The sequence below is a fragment of the Streptomyces sp. NPDC058257 genome (genome assembly GCF_042881845.1).
Classification (GTDB): Bacteria; Actinomycetota; Actinomycetes; order Streptomycetales; family Streptomycetaceae; genus Streptomyces.
Genome location: NZ_JBHVXJ010000003.1, coordinates 275984 through 301319 on the forward strand (window position 1 = coordinate 275984; position 25336 = coordinate 301319).

General features: G+C 70.2%; 26 protein-coding genes and 1 pseudogene. 8 read left to right on the forward strand and 19 right to left on the reverse strand.

Annotation, left to right across the window (positions count from 1 at the left end):
• Positions 1–55: 55 nt before the first annotated feature.
• Positions 56–1159, reverse strand: coding sequence for a bifunctional succinyldiaminopimelate transaminase/glutamate-prephenate aminotransferase (locus ACFVXC_RS10205; protein ID WP_389903555.1), 1104 nt, complete (start codon positions 1157–1159; stop codon positions 56–58).
• A 111-nt stretch (positions 1160–1270) separates the two neighbouring features.
• Positions 1271–1591 carry a ferredoxin gene (gene fdxA / locus ACFVXC_RS10210; RefSeq protein ID WP_030573070.1) on the reverse strand — a complete coding sequence of 107 codons (321 nt, stop codon included), beginning with the start codon at positions 1589–1591 and terminating at the stop codon, positions 1271–1273.
• A gap of 143 nt (positions 1592–1734) precedes the next feature.
• Between fdxA and ACFVXC_RS10215 the strand changes: the two genes are divergently transcribed.
• The 4 genes and pseudogenes from ACFVXC_RS10215 to ACFVXC_RS10230 all read left to right on the forward strand — a co-directional run bounded on the left by ACFVXC_RS10215 (position 1735) and on the right by ACFVXC_RS10230 (position 4890).
• Positions 1735–2808, forward strand: a complete 1074-nt coding sequence (locus ACFVXC_RS10215; RefSeq protein WP_389903557.1) for a GNAT family N-acetyltransferase — start codon at positions 1735–1737, stop codon at positions 2806–2808.
• Positions 2809–2848: 40 nt separating this feature from the next.
• A complete protein-coding gene (locus tag ACFVXC_RS10220; RefSeq protein WP_389903559.1) occupies positions 2849–3685 on the forward strand; it encodes a tetratricopeptide repeat protein in 837 nt (278 codons plus the stop codon).
• Positions 3686–3856: 171 nt separating this feature from the next.
• Positions 3857–3967: pseudogene (locus ACFVXC_RS10225) on the forward strand (DUF2000 domain-containing protein); the annotation flags it as partial.
• A gap of 68 nt (positions 3968–4035) precedes the next feature.
• On the forward strand, positions 4036–4890 hold the full coding sequence (locus ACFVXC_RS10230; RefSeq protein ID WP_389903561.1) for a transglutaminase family protein: 855 nt from the start codon (positions 4036–4038) through the stop codon (positions 4888–4890).
• Between the two features lie 18 nt (positions 4891–4908).
• On the opposite strand, the gene ACFVXC_RS10235 is transcribed toward ACFVXC_RS10230, so the two are convergent.
• The 8 genes from ACFVXC_RS10235 to ACFVXC_RS10270 all read right to left on the reverse strand — a co-directional run bounded on the left by ACFVXC_RS10235 (position 4909) and on the right by ACFVXC_RS10270 (position 12634).
• Complete coding sequence (locus ACFVXC_RS10235; protein WP_389903563.1) at positions 4909–5538, reverse strand: response regulator; 630 nt, start codon at positions 5536–5538, stop codon at positions 4909–4911.
• Positions 5535–6806 (reverse strand): sensor histidine kinase, encoded by a 1272-nt coding sequence (locus tag ACFVXC_RS10240; protein ID WP_389903565.1) that lies wholly within the window; start codon positions 6804–6806, stop codon positions 5535–5537. Before ACFVXC_RS10240 ends, ACFVXC_RS10235 begins: the two co-directional genes overlap by 4 nt.
• Positions 6773–7510: an ABC transporter permease gene (locus ACFVXC_RS10245; protein ID WP_389903567.1), complete on the reverse strand. Its 738-nt coding sequence runs from the start codon at positions 7508–7510 to the stop codon at positions 6773–6775. The genes ACFVXC_RS10240 and ACFVXC_RS10245 overlap by 34 nt, the downstream gene beginning before the upstream one ends.
• On the reverse strand, positions 7507–8472 hold the full coding sequence (locus ACFVXC_RS10250; RefSeq protein WP_389903570.1) for an ABC transporter ATP-binding protein: 966 nt from the start codon (positions 8470–8472) through the stop codon (positions 7507–7509). Before ACFVXC_RS10250 ends, ACFVXC_RS10245 begins: the two co-directional genes overlap by 4 nt.
• A 168-nt stretch (positions 8473–8640) precedes the next feature.
• Positions 8641–10827, reverse strand: coding sequence for a hypothetical protein (locus tag ACFVXC_RS10255; RefSeq protein WP_389903572.1), 2187 nt, complete (start codon positions 10825–10827; stop codon positions 8641–8643).
• Positions 10828–10969: 142 nt separating this feature from the next.
• Positions 10970–11437, reverse strand: coding sequence for a DUF6113 family protein (locus ACFVXC_RS10260; RefSeq protein ID WP_389903574.1), 468 nt, complete (start codon positions 11435–11437; stop codon positions 10970–10972).
• Positions 11434–12366: an N-acetyl-1-D-myo-inositol-2-amino-2-deoxy-alpha-D-glucopyranoside deacetylase gene (gene mshB / locus ACFVXC_RS10265; RefSeq protein WP_389903576.1), complete on the reverse strand. Its 933-nt coding sequence runs from the start codon at positions 12364–12366 to the stop codon at positions 11434–11436. The genes ACFVXC_RS10260 and mshB overlap by 4 nt, the downstream gene beginning before the upstream one ends.
• A 73-nt stretch (positions 12367–12439) precedes the next feature.
• On the reverse strand, positions 12440–12634 hold the full coding sequence (locus ACFVXC_RS10270) for a hypothetical protein (RefSeq protein WP_389903579.1): 195 nt from the start codon (positions 12632–12634) through the stop codon (positions 12440–12442).
• Between the two features lie 148 nt (positions 12635–12782).
• On the opposite strand from ACFVXC_RS10270, the gene ACFVXC_RS10275 reads away from it, so the two are divergent.
• On the forward strand, positions 12783–14960 hold the full coding sequence (locus tag ACFVXC_RS10275) for a prolyl oligopeptidase family serine peptidase (protein ID WP_389903581.1): 2178 nt from the start codon (positions 12783–12785) through the stop codon (positions 14958–14960).
• Between the two features lie 278 nt (positions 14961–15238).
• Here the strand turns inward: ACFVXC_RS10275 and ACFVXC_RS10280 are convergent, their stop codons facing one another.
• The 7 genes from ACFVXC_RS10280 to ACFVXC_RS10310 form a co-directional block, all read right to left on the reverse strand.
• Positions 15239–16312 (reverse strand): ABC transporter ATP-binding protein, encoded by a 1074-nt coding sequence (locus ACFVXC_RS10280; protein WP_389904412.1) that lies wholly within the window; start codon positions 16310–16312, stop codon positions 15239–15241.
• A gap of 52 nt (positions 16313–16364) precedes the next feature.
• Entirely contained in the window at positions 16365–17420 is a 1056-nt protein-coding gene (locus ACFVXC_RS10285) for an ABC transporter ATP-binding protein (RefSeq protein ID WP_389903583.1), read from the reverse strand.
• A 6-nt stretch (positions 17421–17426) separates the two neighbouring features.
• The gene (locus ACFVXC_RS10290) at positions 17427–18413 is read right to left on the reverse strand and encodes an ABC transporter permease (protein WP_389903586.1); all 987 of its coding nucleotides are present in this window, start codon (positions 18411–18413) and stop codon (positions 17427–17429) included.
• Positions 18406–19329, reverse strand: coding sequence for an ABC transporter permease (locus tag ACFVXC_RS10295; RefSeq protein WP_389903589.1), 924 nt, complete (start codon positions 19327–19329; stop codon positions 18406–18408). Before ACFVXC_RS10295 ends, ACFVXC_RS10290 begins: the two co-directional genes overlap by 8 nt.
• A gap of 130 nt (positions 19330–19459) precedes the next feature.
• Entirely contained in the window at positions 19460–21094 is a 1635-nt protein-coding gene (locus ACFVXC_RS10300) for an ABC transporter substrate-binding protein (protein WP_389903591.1), read from the reverse strand.
• 316 nt (positions 21095–21410) lie between these two features.
• Complete coding sequence (locus ACFVXC_RS10305; RefSeq protein WP_389903593.1) at positions 21411–22088, reverse strand: hypothetical protein; 678 nt, start codon at positions 22086–22088, stop codon at positions 21411–21413.
• Positions 22081–22635 (reverse strand): SigE family RNA polymerase sigma factor, encoded by a 555-nt coding sequence (locus tag ACFVXC_RS10310; protein ID WP_389903596.1) that lies wholly within the window; start codon positions 22633–22635, stop codon positions 22081–22083. Before ACFVXC_RS10310 ends, ACFVXC_RS10305 begins: the two co-directional genes overlap by 8 nt.
• Before the next feature lie 129 nt (positions 22636–22764).
• Between ACFVXC_RS10310 and ACFVXC_RS10315 the strand changes: the two genes are divergently transcribed.
• Both ACFVXC_RS10315 and ACFVXC_RS10320 read left to right on the forward strand, forming a co-directional pair.
• Positions 22765–23352: a Uma2 family endonuclease gene (locus tag ACFVXC_RS10315; RefSeq protein ID WP_389903597.1), complete on the forward strand. Its 588-nt coding sequence runs from the start codon at positions 22765–22767 to the stop codon at positions 23350–23352.
• A gap of 36 nt (positions 23353–23388) precedes the next feature.
• Positions 23389–23559 (forward strand): hypothetical protein, encoded by a 171-nt coding sequence (locus tag ACFVXC_RS10320; RefSeq protein WP_389903599.1) that lies wholly within the window; start codon positions 23389–23391, stop codon positions 23557–23559.
• On the opposite strand, the gene ACFVXC_RS10325 is transcribed toward ACFVXC_RS10320, so the two are convergent.
• Both ACFVXC_RS10325 and ACFVXC_RS10330 read right to left on the reverse strand, forming a co-directional pair.
• Positions 23546–23740: a DUF397 domain-containing protein gene (locus ACFVXC_RS10325; protein ID WP_389903601.1), complete on the reverse strand. Its 195-nt coding sequence runs from the start codon at positions 23738–23740 to the stop codon at positions 23546–23548. The two genes, ACFVXC_RS10320 and ACFVXC_RS10325, sit on opposite strands and share 14 nt — an antisense overlap.
• An 8-nt stretch (positions 23741–23748) precedes the next feature.
• Positions 23749–24630, reverse strand: coding sequence for a helix-turn-helix domain-containing protein (locus ACFVXC_RS10330; RefSeq protein ID WP_389903603.1), 882 nt, complete (start codon positions 24628–24630; stop codon positions 23749–23751).
• Positions 24631–24864: 234 nt separating this feature from the next.
• On the opposite strand from ACFVXC_RS10330, the gene ACFVXC_RS10335 reads away from it, so the two are divergent.
• Positions 24865–25308 carry an ATP-binding protein gene (locus tag ACFVXC_RS10335; protein WP_389903606.1) on the forward strand — a complete coding sequence of 148 codons (444 nt, stop codon included), beginning with the start codon at positions 24865–24867 and terminating at the stop codon, positions 25306–25308.
• Positions 25309–25336 lie beyond the last annotated feature (28 nt).

Consider the following 25336-nt stretch of genomic DNA (forward strand, 5'->3'; position numbering starts at 1 on the left):
GGAGGGCCCGGAGCCAGTGGCTCCGGGCCCTCCTCGCGTGCCGCCCGCTCTCGTCTCAGGCGAGCCGCTCGACCGCCGCGGCCACGCGCTCGTCCGTCGCCGTCAGCGCGACGCGTACGAAGCGGTCGCCCGCCGAGCCGTAGAAGTCACCGGGGGCCACGAGGATGCCGAGGTCCGCGAGGTGGCCGACCGTGTCCCAGCAGGACTCGTCACGGGTCGCCCAGAGGTAGAGGCTCGCCTCGCTGTGCTCGATGCGGAAGCCGTGCCGGAGCAGGGCGTCGCGCAGGGCGGTGCGCCGCGCCAGGTACCGTTCGCGCTGCTCGCGCACGTGCTGGTCGTCGCCGAGCGCCGCGACGACCGCCGCCTGCGTCGGCGCGGACGTCATCATGCCGCCGTGCTTGCGGATCTGGAGCAGGTCGCCAAGGACGTCCGCGTCACCGGCGACGAACGCCGCGCGGTAGCCCGCGAGGTTCGACCGCTTGGAGAGCGAGTGGACGGCGAGGATTCCCTCGTACGAACCACCGCACACGTCCGGGTGGAGGACCGAGACCGGCTCCGCCTCCCAGCCGAGCTCCAGGTAGCACTCGTCGCTGACGAGGAGCACCCCGTGCTCGCGCGCCCAGGCGACCGTGGAGGTCAGCTCCTCCTTGGACAGGACTCGCCCGGTCGGGTTCGACGGCGAGTTGAGCCAGAGGAGCCGCAGGCCCGTCGGGTCGAGGTCGGTCGGGTCGTCGTAGGCGACGTACTCGGCGCGGGCGAGGCGGGCGCCCACCTCGTACGTCGGGTAGGCCAGGCGGGGGTAGGCGACGACGTCACCCGGGCCCAGGCCCAGCTGGGTGGGGAGCCAGGCCACCAGTTCCTTGGAGCCCACGATCGGCAGCACGTTGCGGTGCGTGACGTCACGCGCGCCCAGGCGCCGCTCGCACCAGCCGGTGATCGCGTCACGCAGCTCGGGCGTGCCCCAGACCGTCGGATACCCCGGTGAGTCCGCCGCCGCGACCAGCGCTTTCTGGATCAGCTCCGGAACCGGGTCGACCGGGGTGCCCACCGACAGGTCGACGATGCCGCCGGGATGGGCGGCCGCCGTGGCCTTGTACGGCTCGAGCTTGTCCCAGGGGAAGGCGGGAAGGCGGCCGGAGAGACCGGAGACTACGGACACGTACTGACTCCCGTAATGCGTGGGTGGGCAAATGCCCGCGGGTGGGCAAATGCCTCGGCCCCGTACAGCGACATGTGCCGTACGGGACCGGGGCGGCGCTTCAAGCAGCCGTTACTGGTTCTGCGGCGGCAATGCGGCGATGAAGGCGTGGTCGCGCTCGATCAGGCCGAGCTTGCTGGCACCACCGGGCGATCCGAGCTCGTCGAAGAACTCGACGTTCGCCTTGTAGTAGTCCTTCCACTCTTCCGGGGTGTCGTCCTCGTAGAAGATCGCCTCGACCGGGCAGACCGGTTCACAGGCTCCGCAGTCGACGCATTCGTCCGGGTGGATGTACAAGGACCGGGAGCCCTCGTAAATGCAGTCGACCGGGCACTCCTCGATGCACGCCTTGTCCTTGACGTCGACACAAGGCTGCGCGATGACGTAGGTCACGCTGTCGTTCCTCCTCGATACGGGCGTTGGCGGGCCGTCTTCAGGCTCCGCTCGCCTGGCGCGCGGGAGCGCGGCGTCGTCGATGCCCGCCTCTAGTATCTCCGTTCCCGGGCATGATCCGAACAGGAGGGGCGTACAGAGCTGTGGAATTCACTGCGGGCGGACGGCTTGAGGTCCGCATCACCCCTGCTGACGTGGGCAAACGAGTGTCGGTACGCCGCCTGAACCAAAGGGCGGGGTCGGGGATCAAGTTCACCGACACGGTGGGTGTTCTCACATCGTGGAACGACGGTGTGGTGCTGATCACACGACGTGACGGTGAGCGTGTCCGTGTCGAGGAGAGCGCACTGGTGGCGGGCAAGGTGGTTCCCGCGGCCCCGGCCCGCAGGCGCGGCCCCGCGGCGTCCTACGCGGAACTGGCCCGGGTCTGCGCGCGCGCCTGGCAGCCCGTCGAGAGCGAGCGGCTCGGCGAGTGGGAGCTGCGGGCGGCAGTTCAGGAGGGGCCGCGCGAAGCGCGTCGTGGAGGGGCGGCGGTCGGGCGACGGGTGGGCTTCACTCGTCGGGCCAACTCCGTGCTGCCGCTCGGCGATCCGGGACGGCCCCTGGACCAGGCTCTTACGCACGTACGCCAGTGGTACGAGGAGCGGGGGCTGCCCGCGTACATACAGACCGCGACCGGCGCCGACGGCACCCAGGAGCTGCTCTGCGCGGAGCTCGAGGAGCGGGGCTGGGAGCGCGAGGTGAGCGCGCAGCTCCATGTCGGCGCTCTCGCGCCGCTCGGCGATCCGGACCTGCCCGAGGCGGCGGTGGAACGGGTGCGTCTTTCGCGGTCCTTCGACGGGGCGTGGCTGCGGCGCTACAAGCGGTTCAGCGTGCCGGGACCTCATGTGCTCCAGGTGCTGGCGGGCGGACCCTCGGTGTGGTTCGCTTCCGTGCCCGGGGCCTCTTTCGACGAGGGGCCCGCGGCGATCGGGCGGTGCGTCGTGGACGGGCGCTGGGCGGGATTCATGGCGGTCGAGGTGGATCCGGCGCACCGAAGGCAGGGACTGGCGACCGCGGTGATGGCCGCGCTGTCCCGGCAGGCGCTCGCCGAAGGCGCGTCGGCGGCCTGGCTCCAGGTCGAGGACGACAACGAGGGTGCGCGGGCGCTGTACGGCAGTCTTGGCTTCGCCGCGCACCACACGTACCACCACTATCGATACCCGTCGGCTCGGTAGCTTCTACCGGTCGGCTCGGTAAGTAAGGCACGAGGCACGCATGCACGAGGAGTCAAGGACGGCCGCGTCCCGGCGGCGTTTCGCCGAGGAAGCCAGATCGGAGCGGCCCGACCTGTCCCTGCTCTGCCTCCTCCTGAGCGCGGAGGCGGACCCCGAACTCGGTGACGACGGCATCGACGCGGCGCAGATCGAGCTGGACCGGCTCGCCGGGCAGCTGCCCTACCGCCCTGGTGGGGCACGGGAGTGGGCGGGGGCGCTCGCCGAACTCCTCGGCGCCCGGTGCGGCTTCATGGGAACGCCCGCCGACTACCAGCGTCTGGAATCCTCCCTCCTGCACGAGGTGCTGCGGCGCCGACGCGGCCTGCCGATCCTGCTCTCGGTGGTGTGGATCGAGGTGGCGCGCCGGGCGGGCGCGCCCGTCTACGGCGTCGCGCTGCCCGGTCACTTCGTGGTCGGCTTCGGCGCCCGTGACGAGCAGGTGCTCACCGACCCGTTCGCCGGCGGGCAGGTCCTGACGGGCGAGGACGCGGAGCAGCTCGTCGCCGGATCGTCGGGCGGCACGGTGTCCCCCTCGATGCTGACGCCCACCGATCCGCTGAACATCGTGCTGCGGATCCTCAACAACATCCGCGCGTGGGCCGCGGCCCGCCCCGAGCGCTCGGACGTCGCGCTCTGGGCCGTCGAACTCTCCCTCCTGCTGCCCGCGCACCCGGCGCGCCTGCGTTACGAGCGGGCTCAACTCCTCGTGCAGCGGGGCGACTTCCTCGCGGGCGCGGCGGAGCTTGAGACGTACGCCGACGTGGTGACGGCGGTGGAGCCGACCACGGCTGACCGCGTGCGGGACCAGGCGCGGGCCGCCCGGGCGATGCTCAACTAGGACCTGTCCGGTCGATCACGGCGAAGACGCGGGGTGTGGCACACGCGTCCGCGGCCGGGCGGGCGCCGTGCGCAGATCTCCTGGCGGGCCACCATGCAAGAAACGTACGAGACGCGACGGCGGTCCGCTCGGCGGTCTCGACGCACGAGAACCACCGCCGAGACAGACATCGCCGCGGTACGGGCCGTGGCGGCTGGTCAGTCGTCCATGGTGGGGCTCGCCGTCCACGGTCCGCGCGACGCGGCCGACAAGGTCCTCAAAGGGGCCCGGAAGCATCCCTGACCGACGGGGGCGGCAGCGCGGGGTAGATCGGAGCGCTATCGATCGGCCGGGCCGGGCACGAAGGACCTATGCACCCCCAATCCCCGGAGCGGCGCTGCCTCTTCGCCGATCAGGCCCGGTCCGCGCGGCCCGATCTCGCGCAGCTGTGCCTGCTGATCGGAGCGGAGGCGGACCCGGATCTCGACGACGCCGGGATGCGCGCGGCGCGGCACATCCTCGACCGGCTCGCCGACCAGCTGGCCAAGCGGCTGGCCGAGCGACCGCCGGACCATGCCGACGGCCCCCTGTCCTGGGCACTCGCGCTGTCCGAACTCCTGGGCACGCGCTACGGGTTCAGGGGCAGGCCCGGCGACTACCAGCACCTTCGCTCCTTGCTGCTGCACGAAGTGCTGCGCAGGCGCAGAGGCCTGCCCATCCTCCTGTCGGTAGTGTGGATCGAGGTGGCCCGGCGCGCGGGCGTCCCGGTCCACGGGGTGGCTCTGCCCGGCCACTTCGTGGTCGGCTTCGGCGCACGCGGCGAGCAGGTCCTCGCCAATCCGTTCGCGGGAGGTCCCGCACTTCCCTACCCGGACGCGGAGTTACTGGTGGCGGGCGCCACGGGCGCGCCGCTCGTGCCGTCGATGCTGAGCCCCGCCGGGCCCCTCGACATCGTGCTGCGCGTCCTCAACAACATCCGCGCGTGGGCCGCGGCCCGCCCCGAGCGCTCGGACGTCGCGCTCTGGGCCGTCGAACTCTCCCTCCTGCTGCCCGAGCACTCCGATCGACTGCACTACGAACGGGCCCAACTCCTCGTACAGCGCGGTGACTTCCTGGCCGGCGCCATGGAGATCGATACGTACGCCGACGTCATTGCCGCCACCGACGAGGTGGCCGCGGTGCGGCTGCGCCGGGAGGCGCACGGTGCGCGGTCGATGCTGAACTGAGGGAGTTGGCGGGGCGGTTCAGAGCCAGCCCTTCTCCCGGGCGACGTTGACCGCCTCGGCGCGGTTGCGTACGGCCAGCTTCTGGATGGCCGTGGAGAGGTAGTTGCGGACCGTGCCCGGGGAGAGGTGCAGGGCCGTCGCCAGTTCGGCGTTGGTGGCGCCGTCCGCCGCCGCGCGCAGGACCTCGCGCTCGCGGTCGGTGAGCGGGTTCGCTCCCCCGGCGAGCGCCGCAGCCGCGAGCGTGGGGTCGATGACCCGGTCCCCCGCGAGGACCTTGCGGACCGCGTCGGCGAGCTGGGACGCGGGCGCGTCCTTGACCAGGAAGGCGTCGGCACCGGCCTCCATGGCGCTGCGGAGATAGCCGGGGCGGCCGAACGTGGTGAGGACCACGATCTTCAACCCGGGGAACTCCGCGTGGAGTTCGGCCGCCGCCTCGATGCCCGTCCTGCCCGGCATCTCGATGTCGAGCAGCGCCACGTCCACCGCGTGCTCGCGCGCCGCGGCGAGCACCTCGTCGCCGCGGGCCACCTGGACCACCACCTCGATGTCCGGCTCAAGGCCGAGCAGCGCCGCAAGCGCCTCGCGGACCATCGACTGATCCTCGGCGAGGAGCACCCTTACGGCGGCGCCCGCACTGTTCGTACTCATGCGGAGGATCCTAGAGCCGAAGATCCCGAGGCGGAGCCGCCGGGCAGACCGTCGCCCTCGCTCCCGGCCTTGTCCAGCGGCACCCGCGCCGTGAGTCTGAAGCCCCTCCGCGCGCCGGGCCCCACGTCGAGGATGCCGCCGACCGCCTCCACGCGCTCGGTCAGGCCCGTCAGACCGTTGCCCTGGGCGGCGGCGGAACCGCCTGTGCCGTCGTCCTCCACCGACAGTTCGATGACAGGACCGTCCAGGGTGTGCCGGGACGTGAACGCCACCGTGCAGCGGCGCGCACCGCTGTGCCGCACGACGTTGGTCACCGCCTCGCGCAGCGCCCAGGCCAGCGCCGTCTCCCCCTCCTCGGCGGGCAGCACGGCGGGCGCCTCCAGCGGTACGTCGGCCACGACACCGGCGGCGGTGAGCGCCGTGCGGGCGCCCGCGAGCTCGCCGGTGAGGGTGCGCCTGCGGTAGCCGGAGACCGCCTCGCGCACGTCCACCAGGGCCTGGCGGCTGACCTGCTCGATGTCCGCCACCTGCTGCGCGGCCTTGTCGGGGTGGGCCGGGAGCATCCGCCCTGCCAGCTCGCTCTTCAGCGTGATCAGGGAGAGCGAGTGGCCAAGGAGGTCGTGCAGATCGCGGGCGAGCCGCAGCCGCTCCTCGTTGGCGGCCAGCTGGGCGACGGTGGCCCGCGCCTGGCGCAGCTCGATCGTCGTACGGACCAGCTCCCGCACCCCGGTCATCGCGAAGCCGACCAGGACGGTGAGGACGGCGAGGCTGCCGAGCAGGTCCGCCACGCTGTCGGTGCGCAGACCGATCAGGATCATCACGCCCGTGACGGCCGGGATGGCCCACGCCGCGTGCCGCATCGGAAGCACGGCCCCGGCGGACACGGCCACGTACACGAAGAGCCCCAGCCAGGGCGTGCCGAAGGCGAAGGAGAGGGTGATGGCCAGCGCGAGCAGCACCCCGAACGACACGTGCACCACACGCCACTCGAACACCTTGGAGGTGTAGCGGAAGACCAGGGTCAGATAGCAGAGCACGAAGGTCACGAGCCCCAGCCAGCCGAACACCGTGGCCGCGCCGCCGCGGTCCGCCCGCAGCAGGTCCTGCACCGGACTGGCCAGGAAGACCAGCCAGATCCCGATCCACAGCGACTTGGTGAGCAGCTGACGGCGGTCCGCCACCGGTCGGCCGAAGCTCTTCAGGGGGTGGCCGGGCTCGGCGCAGTCGGTGTCGTTCACGCCTTCGATGTGTCCTTCCGGTACAGCCATGCCGCGCCGCCTGCGAAGAGGACGAAGTACCCGACGAGGAGCGCGATGTCCTTCGTGTGCGGGGCGTCGCCCAGTTCGATGGCCTGTCCGAGGGCAGCGTACGCATGCGTCGGCAGCCAGGTGGCGATGGAGCTCAGCCACTGCGGGAAAGTGGCCGTGGGCATCCACAGGCCGCCGAGCACGGAGAGCCCGAAGTACACGATCATCGTGATCGGGCGGACGGCGTCGCCGGTCGCGAGATAGCCGATGGCCACGCCGAGCGCGGCGAAGCAGAGGCTGCCCGCCCAGATCGCTCCGGTCAGGGCCAGCCACTGCCAGGCATCGAGGCGTACGTCCTTGACGGCGGCGGCGACCACGAACACCACGACGATCGAGGGCAGGCTGACCACGGCGGCGCTCGCGGTCTTCGCGATGACATAGCCGCGCCCCGGCAGGCTCGTCAGACGCAGCTGGCGGACCCAGCCGCTCTCGCGCTCCTTGGCGATGCGCTCGCTGTTGCCCATGAGGACGGCGGTGAGCGCGCCGAACGACGCCATCGACACCATGAAGAAGGCGGGTAGCGCGAGCCCCGTGTCGCCCACCATCTCCGTGCTGTCCTGGCCGCCCGCGATGATCAGGAAGAGCATCGAGGGATAGACCACCGAGAAGAACAGGAACTTCTTGTTGCGCAGGGAACGGATGATCTCCAGCTTGGTCAGTGTCATGCCTTGGCCTCCTCGGCCGCGGTGATCGCCACGAAGGCCTGTTCGAGGCCGAGGCCTGCGACCTCAAGATTGCGGGGGTAAAGGCCGAGCCCGTACAGCGCGTGCACGGTGGCGTCGGCGTCCGTCGACTGGAGCCGTACGGTGTGGCCGGACACGTCGGCGGCGGTGAGGAACGGCAGCGCGCGGAGCTTCTCCGTGAGCGCGGTGTCCGTCCCACGGAGCCCGGAATCGGCGAGATCGAGCTCGGGGAGATCGAACGAGACCTTCCGCGCCCCGGCCTTCGCCTTGATCTCGGCAGCTGTGCCGTCCGCGAGGAGACGGCCGCGGTGCAGGACGAGGACCCGGTCCGCGATCGCGTCGGCCTCCTCCAGGTAGTGCGTGGCGAACAGGACCGTACGGCCCTGGTCCGCCTGTTCGCGCATGGTGGCCCAGAAGGCCTGGCGCACGGTGACGTCCATGCCGGTGGTCGGCTCGTCCAGGACGATCAGGTCGTTCGCGCCCGCGGTCGCGAGTGCGAAGCGGACGCGCTGTTCCTGGCCGCCGGAGAGCTTGTCGACCTTCCGGTCGGCGAGCTGGGTGAGGCCCGCCGCGGCCAGCACGTCGTCCGTGCGGTGGGGCCGGGGGTGCAGATCGCAGGCGAGCCGCACCAGCTCGCGGATGGTGACCTCCCCCATCAGGCCGCCGCTCTGCAGCATCGCGCCGACCCGGCCCGCGGTGATCGCCTCGCGCGGGCTCGTGCCGAAGACCCGCACGGTGCCGCTGTCCGCGCGCCGCAGGCCGAGGAGGAGGTCGAGCGCGGAGGACTTGCCCGCGCCGTTCGGCCCCAGGAGCGCGACCGTCTCGCCGGGGTGGAGGTCGAGCGTGAGGTCGTCCACGGCGCGGACGTCCCCGTAGCTCTTGGTCACCTTCTCGAAGCTCACCGCGGTGACGGGCGGTGCTGCGGTCGTCGTCATGTGGTCCATCGTCGCCAGAAGCGGTCGACGGCGGCAGTGTCGTGTGTGCCGAGTGCGGGATGACAGATGTCATGTCGTGTCGTGCCGCGCCATGCGAGAGGCCGGACGGTTCACTCCTGTGAGCCGTCCGGCCTCCCTCTGCCCGGATGTACGGGCATCGGCCCGCGTGTGCGGGAATCAGCTGCCGTTGGTCTCGATCACGCCGATCCGCTCGGCCGGCGTCTTGCCGATCAGCGCCTTGTTCATCGCCTGGGCCACGTCCGTCGGCTGGACCGGCGTCTTGTCGCCGTTGCCGCGCTGGATCAGGATGCCGTCGAAGACGTTGCCGTAGAGCTTCTTGAGCTCGGCGGTGTTGTAGTGCACCTGCAGCGTGCCGTTCTTCAGCACCTGTGTCTCAAGCACCTTCGGCAGCGACTTGGCCGGGCCGAACGGGATCGACGCGCTGCCCGCCTTGATCGTGACGTTGGCGGACATGGCGGGCTTCGCGAAGCGCGTCATGAACTTGTCGACCTCGGCGTTCGCGACGGTCGGCTTGCGCGTGGTGGTGGGCACCTGGACCGTGCCCGCGCTGCCGGTCGCGACCTGCTTCTCGTACGCCTGCGAGACGGCCTTCGTCGACGCGGCGACGTCGATGCCCTTGCCCTCCTTGCCGTACACGGGGACGGCCTTGCCGGGCACGAACTGGACCGAGCCCTCCTTGGCCGAGCCCGAGCCGCCCGCGGCGCGCTCCAGGGCGGCCGCCAGCTTCTCCTCGTCCACGGGCATGACCGGCTCGGCGACGCGCTCGCCGCCGAAGAGCGATCCGATCACCGACACGGGGTTGTAGTCACTGCCCGCCGCCTCGCGGACGGTCGCCTGGCTGTCCAGGGTCAGGCCCGACTGGTCCGGCTTGAGTGTGACCGCCTCGCCGTCGACCGACAGCTTCAGGGGCTTGGTGACGCGCTCGCCGATCGCCGCGTCGAGCTTCTTGACGGCCTCGTCGCGCGTGCCGCCGCCGATGTCGACGCCGAGCACGGTGGTGCCCTTCGGTACGTCGGCGTGGTTCATCAACAGACCGGCGCCGTATGCGCCGCAGGCGACGACGACCACGAGGGCGCCCACGAGAACGAGCTTGTTGCGCCCCTTCTTCTTGGCCGGGGCCGCGGCGACGGGCACGTTCGGCTGCACCGGCTCGGGCAGCTTGGGCGGGGTGTGCGGCACGGGTCCGTCGGTCTGCGGGCCCGCGGGGAACGGTGAGTTCTGTGCGGGCGGTACGACGGGGATGCCGCTGGTCAGGGTGTCGCCGGAGACGTTCGCGCCGGGCGAGGGCGCGCTCGGGCCGCCGGGGATGGAGCCGGGGCCGCCGTGCACCGGGCCCGCCTTCTGCGGGGTGAGGATGGCGGTGTCGTCGCTCATGGCGGGGGCGCCCGGGCCCGCGCCCGAACGGGCGGCGGGGTTGGCCGGGTTGGGGCGCTTGCCCGGGTTGCCGGGACCGCCCGAGTTCGGCGGGGCCATCGGGTTCGCCCGGCCTGCCGGGTTGGCCTGGTTCGCCGGGTCGGAAGGGTTGGCCCGGCCGGCCGGGTTCGGCGCCATCGGGCCGTCACCGGTCACCGGTCCGCTGGTCGGGCCCGAAGGACCGCGGCCTGCGTCGCCCGCTGCGCCTCCCGCGCCTCCCGCGCCTTCGGAGAAGTACGGCAGGTCCCCGCGCTGAGGGTCTCCGCCGCCTGGCGTCGCACCCGCGCCGAGCGGGCCCGACGCCACAGCACCGGACACGTCGAAGGAGGCCGTACCGGAGCCACCCGCTCCAGAACCGGCGGACGGACCGGTCGGCGGACCGGCGGACGGGCCAGCGGACGAACCGGCCGCCCCGGACACGCCGTTCCCGCCGATGGTGCCACCGCTCTTGCGCGGCGCGAACCAGTCGCTCGTCTTCTCCTCCGGCGCGGCGGCAGGGGACGAAGGACCGGCGGCGGACGGCGCGGCGGGCGCGGAGCCCGAACCGGGCGTCCCGGCGGAACCGGAACCCCCTGCGCCGTTCGCGGCTCCCGGACGCCCCGCGCCGTCCCCGGCGTCGGATCCGTCCGCGGCGCGGCCCGTGTCCTGCGGACGCGGCGCGTTCACGTCGCTGCTCGCGACGGGCGTGCGCATGACGACCGGCGGGATGGGACGCGACCCGGGGATGTTGATCCGGACGCGCGTGGTCAGCGTGGTCTCGGTCTTGGGCTCGTCGGGCCGCTCTTCGGCGGCCTGCCGCTGCGCGCCCTCCACGTCGCCGTCCGGCCCGGCGCCCTGCGCCGGGGAGCCGTACGGCGGCGTCCCCGAGGGGTAAGCGGCTCCACCGCGCCCCTGGGGCCCGGAGGACGAACTGTCAGTTTCACGACTCAAGGCAGGTTCTCCCGGTTGGCTCCGCCGCCCGTCTCGACCTCACTCGGGCGGCTCGGCGGCGCGCACCACCATACTGGCCGCCGTCGGCACTCATTCTGTGACCGCCGTCAAACCCGTGTGGGACACGGGCTGAAGTGGTACGTCACTTGCCAAGTCGGGCGGCGGGCCCGCCTGGTTGCGGCCGCAGGCCGAGGGTGGCACACATCACAGCGACCGCCATTCCGCCGAGCAGGAAGGCGTACGAACCAAGTCCGGCGCCGAAGAGGAAGTCCCCCTCGGGCCGGCTGGCCGTGAGCAGTATGACGGCGACGAGCCAGCCCGCCGCGGGCGCCACCGCCCCCGCTCTGCCGCCGACGGCACGCACCCCTCCGTGGAAGAGTCCGGCGGCCCCGACGAGCGCGAGCAGCAACCCGCCCGGGAACCAGCCCCCTTGGACGAGCGCGCCGGCCACGCCGACGGCCGCACCGAGCACGAAGAGCCCCGCGTAAGCGGCAAGACGGCCGAAATCGAGCGGCTGGGCGAGCGCGCTGCCTCCCGGGGGCGGAGTCGCGGAAGACGGCCCCCTGGAAGACGGCCCCGCGGACGATGCCGCACGCGAACGAGTACTCACAGCGCCGTCACCCCTCCGTGCCCCGCGCCGCGCCCCGCGCCTTCGAGACCCGCGAACAGGTCCGTCTCACGCTCGCCGTCCACCGCACCGGCCTCTCCTCGCACCAACTCGTAGTACTCGACATCAAAGATCGGCTGCGCGAGCCCGTTCGACAGGACGAAGAGCGGGCCCTGCACCTCGATCTGCGTGGCGTGCGCGCGCATCGCCGCCGCCTTCGCCCGCGCGAAATCCGTCCCGTCGATCTCCGTCGTGATCCGTTCGTCGTCCGTCACACCGGGCACGTCCGCGACCACGCCGGGGGTGGTGAACGGAGAGTGCCGCAGGGCGCCCTCCATCCACCGGAACCGCTCTTCGACGACGGAGCGCGGCGCACGGTTCCAGTAGATCTTGCCGATGGTGTGCGGCTCGCCGAGATCCGCGCGGAAGGCGCCCTCGGCCGCGAGGTCAGCGGCGCGCATCGCGACCCGGTGGGCCTGGATGTGATCGGGGTGGCCGTATCCGCCGTCCGGGTCGTACGTCACCAGGACCTGCGGACGCACCTCGCGGATCACCTCGACGAGGTCCGCCGCCGCGGCGTCGAGATCGGCGGACCAGAAGGCGCCCGCCCGGTGGTTCTGCTCGATGCCCATCATCCCGGAGTCGCGGTAGCGTCCTGTGCCGCCGAGGAAGCGGTGGTCGGTGACCCCCAGCTCCTTCATCGCGGCGGCCAGCTCGCCGATGCGCTGCGGGCCGAGCACGTCCTCGCGGTCGGCCGTGAGATGGGCGAGCTCGGGCGGGATGACCTCGCCCTCCTCGCCCAGCGTGCAGGTCACCAACGTGACATGGGCGCCGTCGGCCACGTACGCGGCCATCGTCGCGCCATTGTTGATCGACTCGTCGTCGGGGTGCGCGTGCACGAGCAGCAGACGCCGGGCGGGCAGTTCCGTCATGGGACCACCCTACGAGCACCCCGCGCACTGATCAGAACGTGATGCGCACCGATCAGAACGCGCCGCGAGCGGATCAGAACTTAATGTCGCCGATCATCCCCGCCACGTTGGTCGTCAGCTCGTTGATCGTCGGCGCGATGGAGGAGCTCGCCAGATAGAAGCCGAGCAGTACACAGACGATCATGTGGCCGGCTTTCAATCCTGACTTCTTGATCAGCAAGAAGACAATGATCGCCAGTAGCACCACCGCCGAAATCGAGAGTGCCACGACGGTCACCTCCAAGTCCCAGACCCTGCACCAGTGCGGACGCCAGCAGGTACATACCCACTAAGCGCTACGGATCATAACTATCCGTGGGTCCGCATGACTCGGAGCACGGCAGCACAAGGGGGCGCATGCCCCATAGGCTCGGAGGATGACCACCGAGACGCCCGCCACCGCCGGGCACGCCGAGAGCCAGACGCAGCGGCTCTCCTTCCCTCGTCTGCACGCCCGCACGCAACGCTTCACTCTCGGTGCGCCCCGCGCGTTCACGGTGGCGCCTGACGGATCCCGCATCGCCTTCCTGCGCTCGTCCTCCGGCACCGACCGGGCCAGCCAACTCTGGGTCCTGGACCTTGAGGACGGCGCGGTCGAGCGGGTCGCGGCCGATCCCGGAACGCTCCTGAAGGGCGCCACCGAGCGCCTCTCCGCCGAGGAACGCGCCCGCCGTGAGCGCAGCCGCGAGGGCGGTGCGGGCATCGTGGGGTACGCGACGGACTCGACGGTGGAACTCGCCGCCTTCACGCTCTCCGGACGGCTCTTCGCGGCGGAGCTGCGCGCGGGCACGGCACGCGAACTGCCCGCCCCCGCCCCGGTGATCGACCCGCGTCCCTCGCCCGACGGCCGCCACATCGCGTACGTCGCCGGGGGCGCCCTGCGGGTCACGGGCGCCGACGGGACGGGCGACCGTGCCCTTGCGGCGCCGGAGCCGGACTCCGCCGAGAAGGAGACCGTGACGTACGGCCTCGCGGAGTTCATCGCGGCCGAGGAGATGCAGCGTTCGCGGGGCTTTTGGTGGTCGCCCGAATCGGACCGCCTCCTTGTCGCACGCGCCGACGACGCCCCTGTGCGGCGCTGGTGGATCGCCAATCCGGCGCACCCCGAGACGGAGCCCACACGGGTCGCGTACCCGGCGGCGGGCACGGCCAACGCGGATGTGCGCCTCTTCGTCGTGACCCTGGACGGCGCGCGCACCGAGGTGATGTGGGACCGCGCCCGCTACCCGTATCTGGCGCGGGTGCACTGGTCGTCGGCCGGGGCGCCGCTGCTCCTCGTCCAGTCCAGGGACCAGCTCAGCCAGCTCTACCTGGCGGTCGACCCGGACGACGGATCGACCCGTATGGTGCACGCGGAAGAGGATCCGCAGTGGCTGGAACTCTTCCCCGGCGCCCCCTCCTGGTCCCCCAGCGGACGGCTTGTGCGAATCGTGGACGAGGGCGGCGCGCGGGTCCTGGCAGTAGGCGAACGCCCGCTCACGGGTCCCCAGTTGCATGTCCGCGCGGTGCTCGACGTGGCGGACGACGATGTCCTGATCTCGGCGTCGGCGGGTGCGGCCGCCCCCGTCCCGGAGACCGGCGAGGTGCACGTCTACCGCGTCAACGAACTGGGGGTCGAGCGCGTCTCCGCCGAACCCGGGGTGCACTCGGCGGTGCGCGCGGGCGGCCTCACGGTCCTCGTGTCGGCCACCCTCGACCATCCGGGCGCCCGTGTCCAGGTACTGCACGAGGGCAAGCGGGTGGCGACCGTCGCCTCACACGCACAGCATCCGGGGCTCACACCGCGCGTGACTCTCACCGAGGGGGGCGCACGCAAGATCCCGTGCGCCGTTCTGCTCCCCAGGGACTACGAGGAGGGCTCGGGCCCGCTGCCCGTGCTCCTCGACCCGTACGGCGGCCCGCACGGCCAGCGGGTCCTCGCCGCCCACAATCCCTACCTCACGTCCCAGTGGTTCGCCGACCAGGGATTCGCGGTGGTCATCGCGGACGGCCGGGGCACTCCGGGGCGCTCCCCCGCCTGGGAGAAGGAGATCCGGCGGGACTTCACGCTCACCCTGGACGACCAGGTGGACGCGCTCCAGGGCCTGGCCGCGTCCTTCCCCCTGGACCTCGACCGGGTCGCCATCCGGGGCTGGTCCTACGGCGGTTACCTCGCCGGGCTCGCGGTCCTGCGCCGCCCCGACGTCTTCCACGCGGGGGTGGCGGGGGCGCCGGTGACGGACTGGCAGCTGTACGACACGCACTACACGGAGCGGTACCTGGGGAACCCCGCCGAGGACCCCACGCCGTACGCCCTGAGCTCTCTCGTCACCGAGGAGGGCCTCGTCTCGCCCGAGGTGCCGCACCGCCCGCTGATGATCGTGCACGGCCTCGCGGACGACAACGTGGTGGTGGCGCACGCGCTGCGCCTGTCGTCGGCGCTGCTGGCGGCCGGCCGCCCGCACGAGGTGCTCCCGCTCTCCGGGGTCACGCACATGACTCCGCAGGAACAGGTGGCGGAGAATCTCCTGCTGCTCCAGGTGGACTTCCTGAAGCGTTCACTGGGCCTGCAGTAGCCCCGGAGCAGGGCGATCGGCCGGGGCGACATGGCGAACCCCGGCCGATCTACGGCACCCGCACGGCCGTACGTTCGTAAGCCTGCCGGGCGCGTGTGGCGATGCTGGGTCGGCGGGGTTGCCCTCTTGTTTCATCCCCGACCCCGCCCCTTCCCGAAAACCCGATGGCGCGGGGGCCTTGGTTGCCGTCATCACCGGCTCCGCCGAGTTCGTCCTCAAACGCCGGACGGGCTGAAATCTTTCAGCCCGTCCGGCTCGGGGAAAGCCTCGCAGGCCCCCTACGGAACCACCTGCTTCTCCTCCGCGAAGTGACAGGCCGAGTCATGCGCCTCCGGCCCCTCGGCCAGCCGGAACTCCGCCGGAACGGCCAGCAGCGGCACCTCCAGCGCGCACCGCTCCCGCGCCTTCCAGCACCGCGTACGAAACCGGCACCCCGAGGGCGGATTGGCCGGCGAAGGCACATCCCCGCTCAGAATGATCCGCTCCCGGTGCTCCCGCGCCGCGGGATCGGGCACCGGCACGGCGGAGAGCAGCGCCTGCGTGTACGGATGCGTCGGATGCTCGTAGATCTCCTCGTCGGAGCCGATCTCGACGATCCGCCCCAGGTACATCACGCCCACCCGGTCGGAGATGTGCCGCACGATCGACAGGTCGTGGGCGATGAAGACGTACGACAGGTCGAAGTCGTTCTGCAGCCGGTCGAGGAGGTTGACGACCTGCGCCTGCACCGAGACGTCGAGCGCGGAGACCGGCTCGTCGGCCACGATGATCTCGGGCCGCAGCGCGAGTCCCCGCGCGATCCCGATCCGTTGGCGCTGACCGCCGGAGAACTGGTGCGGATAGCGGTTGATGTACTCGGGGTTCAGCCCGACCACGTCAAGGAGCTCCCGCACCCGCTGCCGCCGCGACCCCTTCGGAGCGACCTCGGGATGGATCTCGTAGGGCTCACCGATGATGTCGCCGACCGTCATACGGGGATTGAGCGATGTGTACGGATCCTGGAAGACCATCTGGATGTTGCGGCGCACGGCCTTCAGCGCCCGCCCGGACAGCTTGCTGATGTCCTCGCCCTTGTAGCGGATCTCGCCCGCCGTGGGCCGCTCCAGATTCACCAGCATCTTCGCGACCGTCGATTTCCCGCAGCCGGACTCCCCCACGATGCCGAGCGTCTCGCCCCGCCCGAGGTCGAAGTCGACACCGTCGACGGCCTTGACCGCGCCGACCTGCTTGCGGATGACGATGCCCTGGGTGAGCGGGTAGTGCTTGACCAGACCTCGCACCTGGAGGATCGGCTCACGGCCCGACGCCGATCCGTGCGCGGCGAAGTCGTTCTCGGCCCGCGCCTTGTGCATCAGCTGCCGTGCGGTCTCGCCCTCCTCCTCAAGCTGCTTCCTGCTGACGTGCTCACCGTGCGGCATCGAGCGTCTCCTTCCAGAAGTGGCAGGCGCTCCGGCGGTCGGCGGCGAGGCCTTCGTACGCCACGTCATAGAGCGGCGGCACATCGGTCCTGCAGACGTCCTGTGCCATCGGGCAGCGGGGGTTGAAGGCGCAGCCCGGCGGGATGTGCATGAGGTTGGGCGGCAGGCCCTTGATCGCGTAGAGCTCCTGGCCCTTCTGGTCGAGGCGCGGGATGGATTCCAGGAGGCCGCGCGTGTACGGGTGCGCGGGGGCCTGGTAGATCTCGTGGACAGGGGCCTTCTCGACGATGCGGCCCGCGTACATGACGGCGATGTTGTCGGCGACGTCCGCCACGACGCCCAGGTCGTGGGTGATGAGGATCAGGCCCATGTTCAGCTCGCGCTGGAGCTCGGCGAGGAGGTCCATCACCTGGGCCTGGACGGTGACGTCGAGGGCGGTGGTCGGTTCGTCGGCGATGATGAGCGAGGGTTCGAGGGCCATCGCCATGGCGATCATGATGCGCTGGCGCATGCCGCCGCTGAACTGGTGCGGGTACTGCCCGACCCGTTCCTTCGCGGCCGGGATGCGCACCCGGTCCATCAGCTCGATCGCCCTGGCCTTGGCGTCCTTGCGGGACATCCCCTGGTGGACGACGTACATCTCGCCGAGCTGCTGGCCGACGCTGAGCACCGGGTTCAGCGACGACAGGGCGTCCTGGAAGATCATCGCCATGCCCGTGCCGCGCGTCTTGCGCCGCTCCTCCGCCTTGAGCTTCAGGAGGTCCCGGCCCTTGAAGAGGATCTCGCCGCCGGTGATCTTCCCGGGCGGCATGTCGAGGATGCCCATGATGGCCTGCGCGGTCACGGACTTGCCGGACCCGGACTCGCCGAGCACGGCGAGCGTCTCGCCCTCGGCGACGCTGTAGTCGACGCCGTTGACGGCCTTGGCGACGCCGTCCCTGGTCCTGAACTCCACGTGCAGGTCGCGCACTTCGAGCAGCTTGGACGCCCCGTCGACGGGCGCCTCGAATCCCTCTGCTCCCTCGGATGCCACGGTTGCCATGGGCGCCTACCTCAGCTTCGGGTCGAGGGCGTCGCGCACCGCGTCGCCGAGCATGATGAACGCGAGCACGGTGATCGCAAGGGCTCCCGCGGGCCAGAGCAGCATGTGCGGGGCGTTGCGGATGTACTGGGATGCGGCCGAGATGTCGATGCCCCAGCTCACGGTCGGCGGCTTCAGACCCACACCGAGGTACGAGAGGGTCGCCTCCAGGGCGATGTACGTGCCGAGCGCGATGGTGGCCACCACGATGACCGGCGCGATCGCGTTCGGCGCGATGTGCCGAAGCAGCATCCGCGAGTTGGAGGCGCCGAGCGCGCGCGCCGCCTGGACGTAGTCGTTCTGCTTGGCGGTGATCACGGATCCGCGGGCGATGCGCGAGAGCTGCGGCCAGCCCAGGAGCACCATGAAGCCGATCACCGGCCAGACGGTGCTGCTGGTGACGACGGACAGGAGCACCAGGCCGCCGAGTACGACGGGGATGGCGAAGAAGACGTCGGTGATCCGGGAGAGGATCGCGTCCCAGACCCCGCCGAAGAACCCCGCGAGCCCGCCGAGCACGCTGCCCAGGATCGCGACACCGAGCGTGGCGCACACACCGACGGTGACCGAGGCACGGGCCCCGTAGACGGTCCGCGTGTAGACGTCGCAGCCCTGTCCGTCGAAGCCGAAGGGATGGCCGGAGCTGGAGCTCTTCTGGGAGTTGGCGAGGTCGCAGTCGAGGGGGTTCCCGGAGGCGATCGCGGACGGCCAGAGCGAGATGAAGACGAGAAAGAGAATGATGAGGCCGGAGATGATGAAGACCGGGTTCCGTCGCAGCTCATGCCAGGCGTCGGACCACAGGCTGCGGGCATGCCCCGCAGGACCGGTGCCTTCGGGACCGCCCGGGGTCCTGTCGAGCGTCGTCCCCTCGGTCGCCGCGAGGTCCATCGCACCCCCGGCACCGGTCGCGGCGATGGCACCGTCCGGTCCGTTCGGATCGCGGGGCTCAGGCATAACGGATCCTCGGGTCGAGTACGGCGTACAGGAGGTCGACGATGAGGTTGGCCACCAGGAAGACCAGGACGAGGACGGTCACGAAGCCGACGACGGTCTGCGTGCTCTGCCGGAGAATTCCCTGGTAGAGCTGGAATCCGACGCCGTGGATATTGAAGATCCGCTCGGTGACGATCGCGCCGCCCATCAGTGCGCCGATGTCCGTGCCGATGAAGGTGACCACCGGGATGAGTGAATTGCGCAGCAGATGCCGGGTAATGACGCGGCGCCTCGGGAGCCCCTTCGCGATGGCCGTACGGACGTAATCCGCACGGCGGTTCTCGGCGATGGACGTACGGGTGAGCCGGGTGACGTACGCCAGAGAGACCGAGGCGAGAACGAGCCCCGGCACGATGAGTTCGTTGACGGGCGCCTCCGAGGAGACGGAGGGTTTCATCACCCCCCATTCGACGCCGAGGAGCAGTTGCAGAAGCAGGCCGGTGACGAAGGTGGGAATGGCGATGACGACGAGCGTCAGAAGCAGGACGACGGTGTCGACGGGACGCCCGCGCCGCAGCCCGGTCACGACCCCGAGCGAGATTCCGATGACGATCTCGAAGACGATGGCGACGAGGGTCAGCCGAATCGTGAGCGGGAAGGCCGTCGACATCAGCTCGGTGACCTTCTGACCGTTGAAGGCGGTACCGAAGTCGCCGGTGAAGACATTGCCCATGTACGTCAGGTACTGCTGCCACACGGGCTTATCGAGGCCGAATTCCTTCTTCAGCTGGACGGCCGTCGCGGGATCGCACTTGCGGTCCCCGCACAGGCCCGCGATGGGGTCGCCCATCACGTTCACCATCAGGAAGATCAGCAGCGTGGCGCCGAAGAAGACCGGGATCATCTGCAGCAGACGCCGGATCACATAACGTCCCATGAGGGGCTCCGGAAGTAATGGGAGCGGTGGGGGGGGGGGGGGCCCCCGCCCCCCCCCCCCCCGGGCGGCCCCCGCCATCTCGGGGGGGGGCGGGCCGGGCGGCCCCCCCCCCCCCACCGCTCCCTGGGCCTCAGCTGACCTTGATCTCGTTGTAGACCGGGACGCTGAACTGGTTCAGTGCCACGTCGGAGACCTTGTCCGAGTAGCCGGCGCTGCCGTTCTGGTACCAGAGCGGAATGACCGGCATCTGGTCGGCGAGGACCTTCTCGGCGTCCTGGAAGGTGCTGACGGCCTTGCCGGTGTCGGTCTCGGAGTTCGCCTTGTCGACGAGCTTGTCAAACTCCTCGTTCGACCACTTGCCGTCATTGGACGGGGCGTCCGTGTAGTACAGCGGCTGCATGAAGTTCTGGATCAGCGGATAGTCCATCTGCCAGCCCGCGCGCCAGGCGCCGTCCAGCTTCTGCTGGGAGGCCTTGCTGCGGAAGTCGGCGAAGGTGCCGACCGGGTTTCCGACACAGGCCTTGTCTTTCCCGAGGGCCTTGTTGATGGAGTTGCAGACCGCGTCGACCCATTCCTTGTGCGAGCCGGTGTCCGCGTTGTAGGTGATCTTCAGCGTGCCGCCGGGAATTCCGCCGCCGTCCGCGACCAGCTTCTTCGCCTTGGCGGCGTCGTACTTGCAGGGGTCGCCGCAGAGCCCGGACTTGTAGCCGCCGGCCTCGCCGAGGACCGGTGATGTCCAGTCGGTGGCCGGGGTACGGGTCTTCTGGAAGATGGTCTCGGTGATCTGCTCACGGTTGATCGCCATGGAGAGCCCTTGCCGGACCTTCTCCATCCCGTCCTTGGACCACTTGCTGTCGTAGAACGGGAAAGCGAGCGTCTGGATGATCCCCGCGGGGGTGTTGATGTAACGATCACCCAAGTCACTCTTGGCGTTCTTGAGCTGCGACGCCGGAACGTCGTCGACGAGGTCGAGGTTCCCCGCCATGAGGTCCGTATAGGCGGTGTTGTTGTCGGTGTAGACCTTCAGGTCCACACCGCCGTTCTTCGCCTTGTCGTCGCCCTTGTAGCCGCCCCATTTGCGCAGGGACATCTTGGAGCCCTTGTCGTACGAGTCCACGGTGTACGGGCCGTTGCCGACGGGCTTCTTGAGCCAGGCGTCGTGGTCGTCGTAGAACGCCTTGGGCAGTGGCGCGAAGGCCGGATAGCCGAGGGTCTTGGGCCAGGTGGAGAACTTCTGCGAGAGCTTGACGGTGAAGCTGGTGTCGTCGACGACCTTCAGGCCGGAGAGCTTGTCGGCCGTGGCGTCGCCCTTCTCCGGGTGGACCTTGTCGTAGCCGTCGATGTAGCCGAAGAAGTAGGCGTTCTTCTGGTTGTTCTTCAGATGGGCGCCGTAGTTCCAGGCATCGACGAAGGACTTGGCAGTCACCTTCTCGCCATTGCTGAACTTCCACCCGTCCTTGATCTTCACGGTGAAGTTCTGCGAGTCCTTGGTGTCGATCTTGTCGGCGATCATGTTCTTGGCCTCGCCGGACTTCGGGTCGTACCGCATGAGGCCCCGGAAGATCATGTCGAGCACCTTGCCGCCCTGCACCTCATTGGTGTTGGCGGGCTCCAGCGGGTTCTGCGGATCGCCCCATGAGGAACCCACGATCCCGGAGCCGTCGCCACCACCGCCGCCGCTGTCGCCGCCTCCACCACAGGCGGTCGCCGCGAGGGCGACGGTCACCGCACATGCGGCCCACTTGGCGTGCGTGGCTCCACGCATGGAGTGCCTCCTCTAAACGATCACACGTCATGTACGCCCAATATCAACCCATACCTGACATACCGCACTCGGGAGTCACCCTTCCGGGACGCGCGTTACGGCACTCGCGCGAAGCCCGAGCGCGGCTCGGCACCGCCGAGTGAGCGCGCGGCTTGCAGCAACGTCCCGGTATCGCCCCAGGGGGAGCCGCCCGGTGGCGGGACTTCTCTGCAAACCCTGGCGTCATACGGGACGGATACCGGCCGCCCCCGCTCCAGCCGGGAGAGCCCCGGCGAGCGCGTCCCGTTCACTCCACGCCCGAAGGCCACGAACCCCGTCAGCCACGCCCATCCGCCTCCGCCTCCACCTCCACCACGGACACCCACCCGCGCCACCGCTCGACGCTGACGCGGAGCCGCGAGGCGGACTCGGTGGTGCCGGACCAGTAGGGGGCCGCCCCTTCCGCGCGCTCCACGTGCTCGCGGAGGCCGCATTCCGTCAGCGCGTCACGCAGGAGTGACACCTCGCCCGCCGCTACGGACGCGCTGTCGTACTCGGTGACACGCTGCCTGGCGGTGGCGCCCTTGTCGCTGTAGTACTCCGTGCCGTACTGAACCTGGTTCGGCGCCTTCCGACCGGCGTACGAGCCCGGGCAGCTGTTGTCATCGCCCACCTTCGGCAGCGGGAGGTCCGGCATGTTCTCCTCCTCCTGCCCCTTCCAGTGCCACTTCGTGGCCTGCGGCATCAGGTCGGGCTGCAGCAGGCGTACGACACCGCCCACCTTGAAGGGGTTCTCCGTCGGCGTGGCCGCGGGCCGCACCTCCCTGCCGTCACCGTCCCTTCCCCCACCGCCGGGCATCACCGCCCATGTCACCGCTCCCGCGACCATCGCCGTGACCGCCGCGGCCACAGCGACCCGCCGCCGCACGGTCCGCCGCCCGCCCCGCGCCCGCAGTTCCGCCCCGCTCGGCATCCGTACCGTGACGTCGTCCAGCAGTTCTTCGACCTCAGCCATGGCGGGCCGCCCCTTCCGCGGTGAAAGCAGTCGTGTCGGTCACGTCGCTCAAGCGCTCCCCCAGCGCCTTGCGGGCCCGGCTCAGCCGGGTGCGGACGGCGCCGTTGGACGCGCCCGTCTCCTCGGCCACCTGCTCCAGGGGCAGGTCGAGCAGGTGATGCAGCACCACTGCCTGCCGCTGCTGCGGCGGCAGTTCACGCAGCGCCTCCACCAACGCCACCCGGTCGGCGGAGAGCTCCGGCACGTCCGCCGCGACTCCGTGCCTCAACTGCGCCCGCAGCCGGTTGCGCGTCCTGCGCCACGTACTGATCGCGAGCCGGGACGCCACCGTCCTGACCCAGGGCAACGGATCCCCCGCCCGCGTCAGCCGCTCCCACCGCTGCCACGCCCGCACATACGCCTCCTGCACCGCGTCCTCCGCCTCCGTCAGATCACCGGTCATCGCATAGACCGCGGCGACCAGCCTCTTGGCGGTGGCGGCGTAGAACGCGTCGAACTCCGCGGCTCGATCCACGTATCGATGCACAGCTTCCGGCCGTGTCGTCATAGTCCCCCGTCCGTCCCTAGGTTCCGCTTCTGTCATAGACACGCTCGGCGGCGCCCAGATGTTACGTACGAAAATGGGGGGGGAGGTCGACAGGCGAAGAGGCGGTCAGCCGCTCGCTACCGTCAGAACATGGACTACGCGAAGATGCGCGCGATCGCCGAGGAGCTCGGAGCCTATGCCGAGGGCCTTGAGGGGACCTGGCGTGTAGAGATCGGACCGTCGGGACCAGTACTGGCCATGATGTGCCCCTCGAAACGCCACGAGGGCACGGTCCGCCGCATCTGCAAGCAACTGGACAAGCAGCTCCTCGTCACCCATCCCGGCTACGTGTGCGCGAACGGCCCCGAGATCGAGCACCCCTCGATCGGCCGCATGCGCCGCCCGGACGCCCTCGTGATCCCTGAGGCCGTGCTCGACGAGGAGGGCCTCGCCGTGGACGCCACACAGGTACTGGCTGTCATCGAGATCGTCTCCCCGTCCAACCCGAACAACGACTACGGCGAGAAGCTGACCGAGTACCCCGCCATGGGCATCGGCCACTACATGATCGTCGACCCCCGTACCGGCACGATCGAAGTGCACTCCGAGCCGTGCGCGGGCCGGTACGGGAACAAGGAGCCGTACATCTTCGGCGACGCGGTGCCGTTCGGCCCCTGGACGGTGGAAACTGCCGCGTTCCGGCGCTACGGAAGGCCGGGACCTGGGGGCGAGCTCTGAGCTACGGCGCCGGGGCGCCCGGGTCCGACGCCAGCCGTGACCGCGCCTACGGGTGACGTTCCCCAGCGGGGCGTCATCGCCGCCGAGTTGACCGGCTCGTCGGCCTGTCTCGCCATATCCGGGGCGGAGAAGGCGGCCGGCACGGTGCCGCCCGACTTGACGCCGGTGGGGCCTGCGGCCAGCTGTCGCGGCATCACGCCTGCCTGAAGCTGCCGCGCCTGATGGCGCTGAACAGCCCCCTCATGGCGACAGGGTTCGCGGTGGCGATCCGGGCGGGCTCGTCGCTCTCGCGGAAGTGGACGCCTCCGGTGGGGGCTGTGGCCAGCTCGACGCACTCGCCATTACCGCCACCGCTGAACGAAGACTTCTGCCACACGAGCTCGGTCATGGAATTCCTCACAGGCTGTACATCACGTGCTGGATCAAGCTCAGGGAGTCCCGGGTCTCGTGTGATTCCGGAGCGGACTCCGGGTCGATGGGGGCGAGAGCCAGACTTGAGAGCCTTTCGAACATCTTCGCGTATTCATCGACCAGTTCACCATCCCGCAAGAACACCGACTCGATGGGGTGCTCCAGATACACCGTGTCCAGCTCGGTGTCGACGCCTCCGAAGATGGCAAAGGATCGGCTGTAGGCGGAGTACGCACCCGCTTCGAAAGGGAAGACCTGCACCGTTACGTTGGGCAGCCTCGCCACCTCAATCAACCGCAGCAGCTGCTTGCGCATGGCCTGCGGCCCGCCGATCTGCGCGTGCAACGCGGCTTCATGAATGATCGCCCGGTACGCAACCTGCGATCCCACGGAGAGTACGCGCTGCCGATGCAGGCGGAAGTCCACGAACCTGTCAGCCCGTTGAGGGTCAGGTTCCGACTCACTGATCACTGCGTGCGCGTATTCGCGCGTCTGGAGCATGCCCGGAACGAATAATGGGTCATGAGTTCGCAGAGCTGTCGAGCGTTCCTCCAGCTCAGCCAGGTCGCAGGCGATTGGCGCGACGACATCGCGAAACTCGTCCCACCACCCGGTCCCCCGCCCCTGCGCCATCTCCATGAGCCCATCGAAGTAGGGCCCGTCCGGGCACCCGTACTCCCGCAGCAACTTGTAGAGCCGGTTCCGCGAGACATCGATCCGCCCCGCCTCGATGTTGCTGATCCGCGCCCGATCCGCATCGAGAATCACGGCGGCCTGATCGCCCGACAGCCCTGCCCGATTACGCAGTTTGCGCAGCTCGGCCCCCAGCCGCCGTTGGCGTTCACTGGGGTTGCTCCTCGGCGCCATGCACTCCTCCTCGCATCTGCGGGCAGTCTGCCGACCTTGAACTCTGCGGTCCACCAACCGAATCGCAAGTCACCCACTTGAGTGGCCTCACGGGGAAATGGTTGCGGGTAAGGAAAACTTTTCCCTACCTTCAGAGGCGACCCAACAGCCCGCGCCGCCGACAGGAAGTACCCCCGCCCACAACGAAGTTGGCGGACAACGGTCACCGCGACGCCGCGCCCCCAGGAGGCCCTCATGGAGGACCGAGCCCACCCGCATCCCACCGACGTCTCCCTCGTCTTCCCGCCCCACCCGGCATGGGTCCGCGCCGCACGCGAGACCGTCCGGACCCTCCTCGCCGCAACGGGTCATACCGAGCTCACGGACACAGCGGTCCTGTTGACCTCGGAAGCCGTCACGAACGCGATCAACGCCTGCGCGGCCAAGCAGTGCACGGCCCCGGTAACCCTGTCGGCGGGCTGGGCGGCCGCCGACGGGCGCCTTCGCGTCCTCGTCCATGACGAGGCGCCGGGCCTCCCCGCCCGCCGGTCCCCCACCCACGACGACGAGACCGGCCGGGGCATACAGCTCATCTCCTGCGGCGCCGACGCCTGGGGCATCTGCACACACAGCCTCGGCAGGGGCAAGGCGACCTGGTTCGAGCTGGAACACAGGGCGGCTCTGGGGGCGCCGGCGTGAGCTGTCCACCGGCGCGACCGCGCGCCGG

Coding starts and splice junctions, on each gene's coding strand:
- ACFVXC_RS10250 (WP_389903570.1), bottom strand. CDS start 8,472: ATGGACCACATGACGACGACCGCAGCACCGCCCGTCACCGCGGTGAGC.
- ACFVXC_RS10240 (WP_389903565.1), bottom strand. CDS start 6,806: ATGGCTGTACCGGAAGGACACATCGAAGGCGTGAACGACACCGACTGC.
- mshB (WP_389903576.1), bottom strand. CDS start 12,366: ATGACGGAACTGCCCGCCCGGCGTCTGCTGCTCGTGCACGCGCACCCC.
- ACFVXC_RS10235 (WP_389903563.1), bottom strand. CDS start 5,538: ATGAGTACGAACAGTGCGGGCGCCGCCGTAAGGGTGCTCCTCGCCGAG.
- ACFVXC_RS10245 (WP_389903567.1), bottom strand. CDS start 7,510: ATGACACTGACCAAGCTGGAGATCATCCGTTCCCTGCGCAACAAGAAG.
- ACFVXC_RS10335 (WP_389903606.1), top strand. CDS start 24,865: ATGGAGGACCGAGCCCACCCGCATCCCACCGACGTCTCCCTCGTCTTC.
- ACFVXC_RS10290 (WP_389903586.1), bottom strand. CDS start 18,413: ATGCCTGAGCCCCGCGATCCGAACGGACCGGACGGTGCCATCGCCGCG.
- ACFVXC_RS10300 (WP_389903591.1), bottom strand. CDS start 21,094: ATGCGTGGAGCCACGCACGCCAAGTGGGCCGCATGTGCGGTGACCGTC.
- ACFVXC_RS10325 (WP_389903601.1), bottom strand. CDS start 23,740: ATGACCGAGCTCGTGTGGCAGAAGTCTTCGTTCAGCGGTGGCGGTAAT.
- ACFVXC_RS10285 (WP_389903583.1), bottom strand. CDS start 17,420: ATGGCAACCGTGGCATCCGAGGGAGCAGAGGGATTCGAGGCGCCCGTC.
- ACFVXC_RS10275 (WP_389903581.1), top strand. CDS start 12,783: ATGACCACCGAGACGCCCGCCACCGCCGGGCACGCCGAGAGCCAGACG.
- ACFVXC_RS10330 (WP_389903603.1), bottom strand. CDS start 24,630: ATGGCGCCGAGGAGCAACCCCAGTGAACGCCAACGGCGGCTGGGGGCC.
- ACFVXC_RS10315 (WP_389903597.1), top strand. CDS start 22,765: ATGGACTACGCGAAGATGCGCGCGATCGCCGAGGAGCTCGGAGCCTAT.
- ACFVXC_RS10305 (WP_389903593.1), bottom strand. CDS start 22,088: ATGGCTGAGGTCGAAGAACTGCTGGACGACGTCACGGTACGGATGCCG.
- ACFVXC_RS10220 (WP_389903559.1), top strand. CDS start 2,849: ATGCACGAGGAGTCAAGGACGGCCGCGTCCCGGCGGCGTTTCGCCGAG.
- ACFVXC_RS10280 (WP_389904412.1), bottom strand. CDS start 16,312: ATGCACAAGGCGCGGGCCGAGAACGACTTCGCCGCGCACGGATCGGCG.
- ACFVXC_RS10310 (WP_389903596.1), bottom strand. CDS start 22,635: ATGACGACACGGCCGGAAGCTGTGCATCGATACGTGGATCGAGCCGCG.
- ACFVXC_RS10230 (WP_389903561.1), top strand. CDS start 4,036: ATGCACCCCCAATCCCCGGAGCGGCGCTGCCTCTTCGCCGATCAGGCC.
- ACFVXC_RS10295 (WP_389903589.1), bottom strand. CDS start 19,329: ATGGGACGTTATGTGATCCGGCGTCTGCTGCAGATGATCCCGGTCTTC.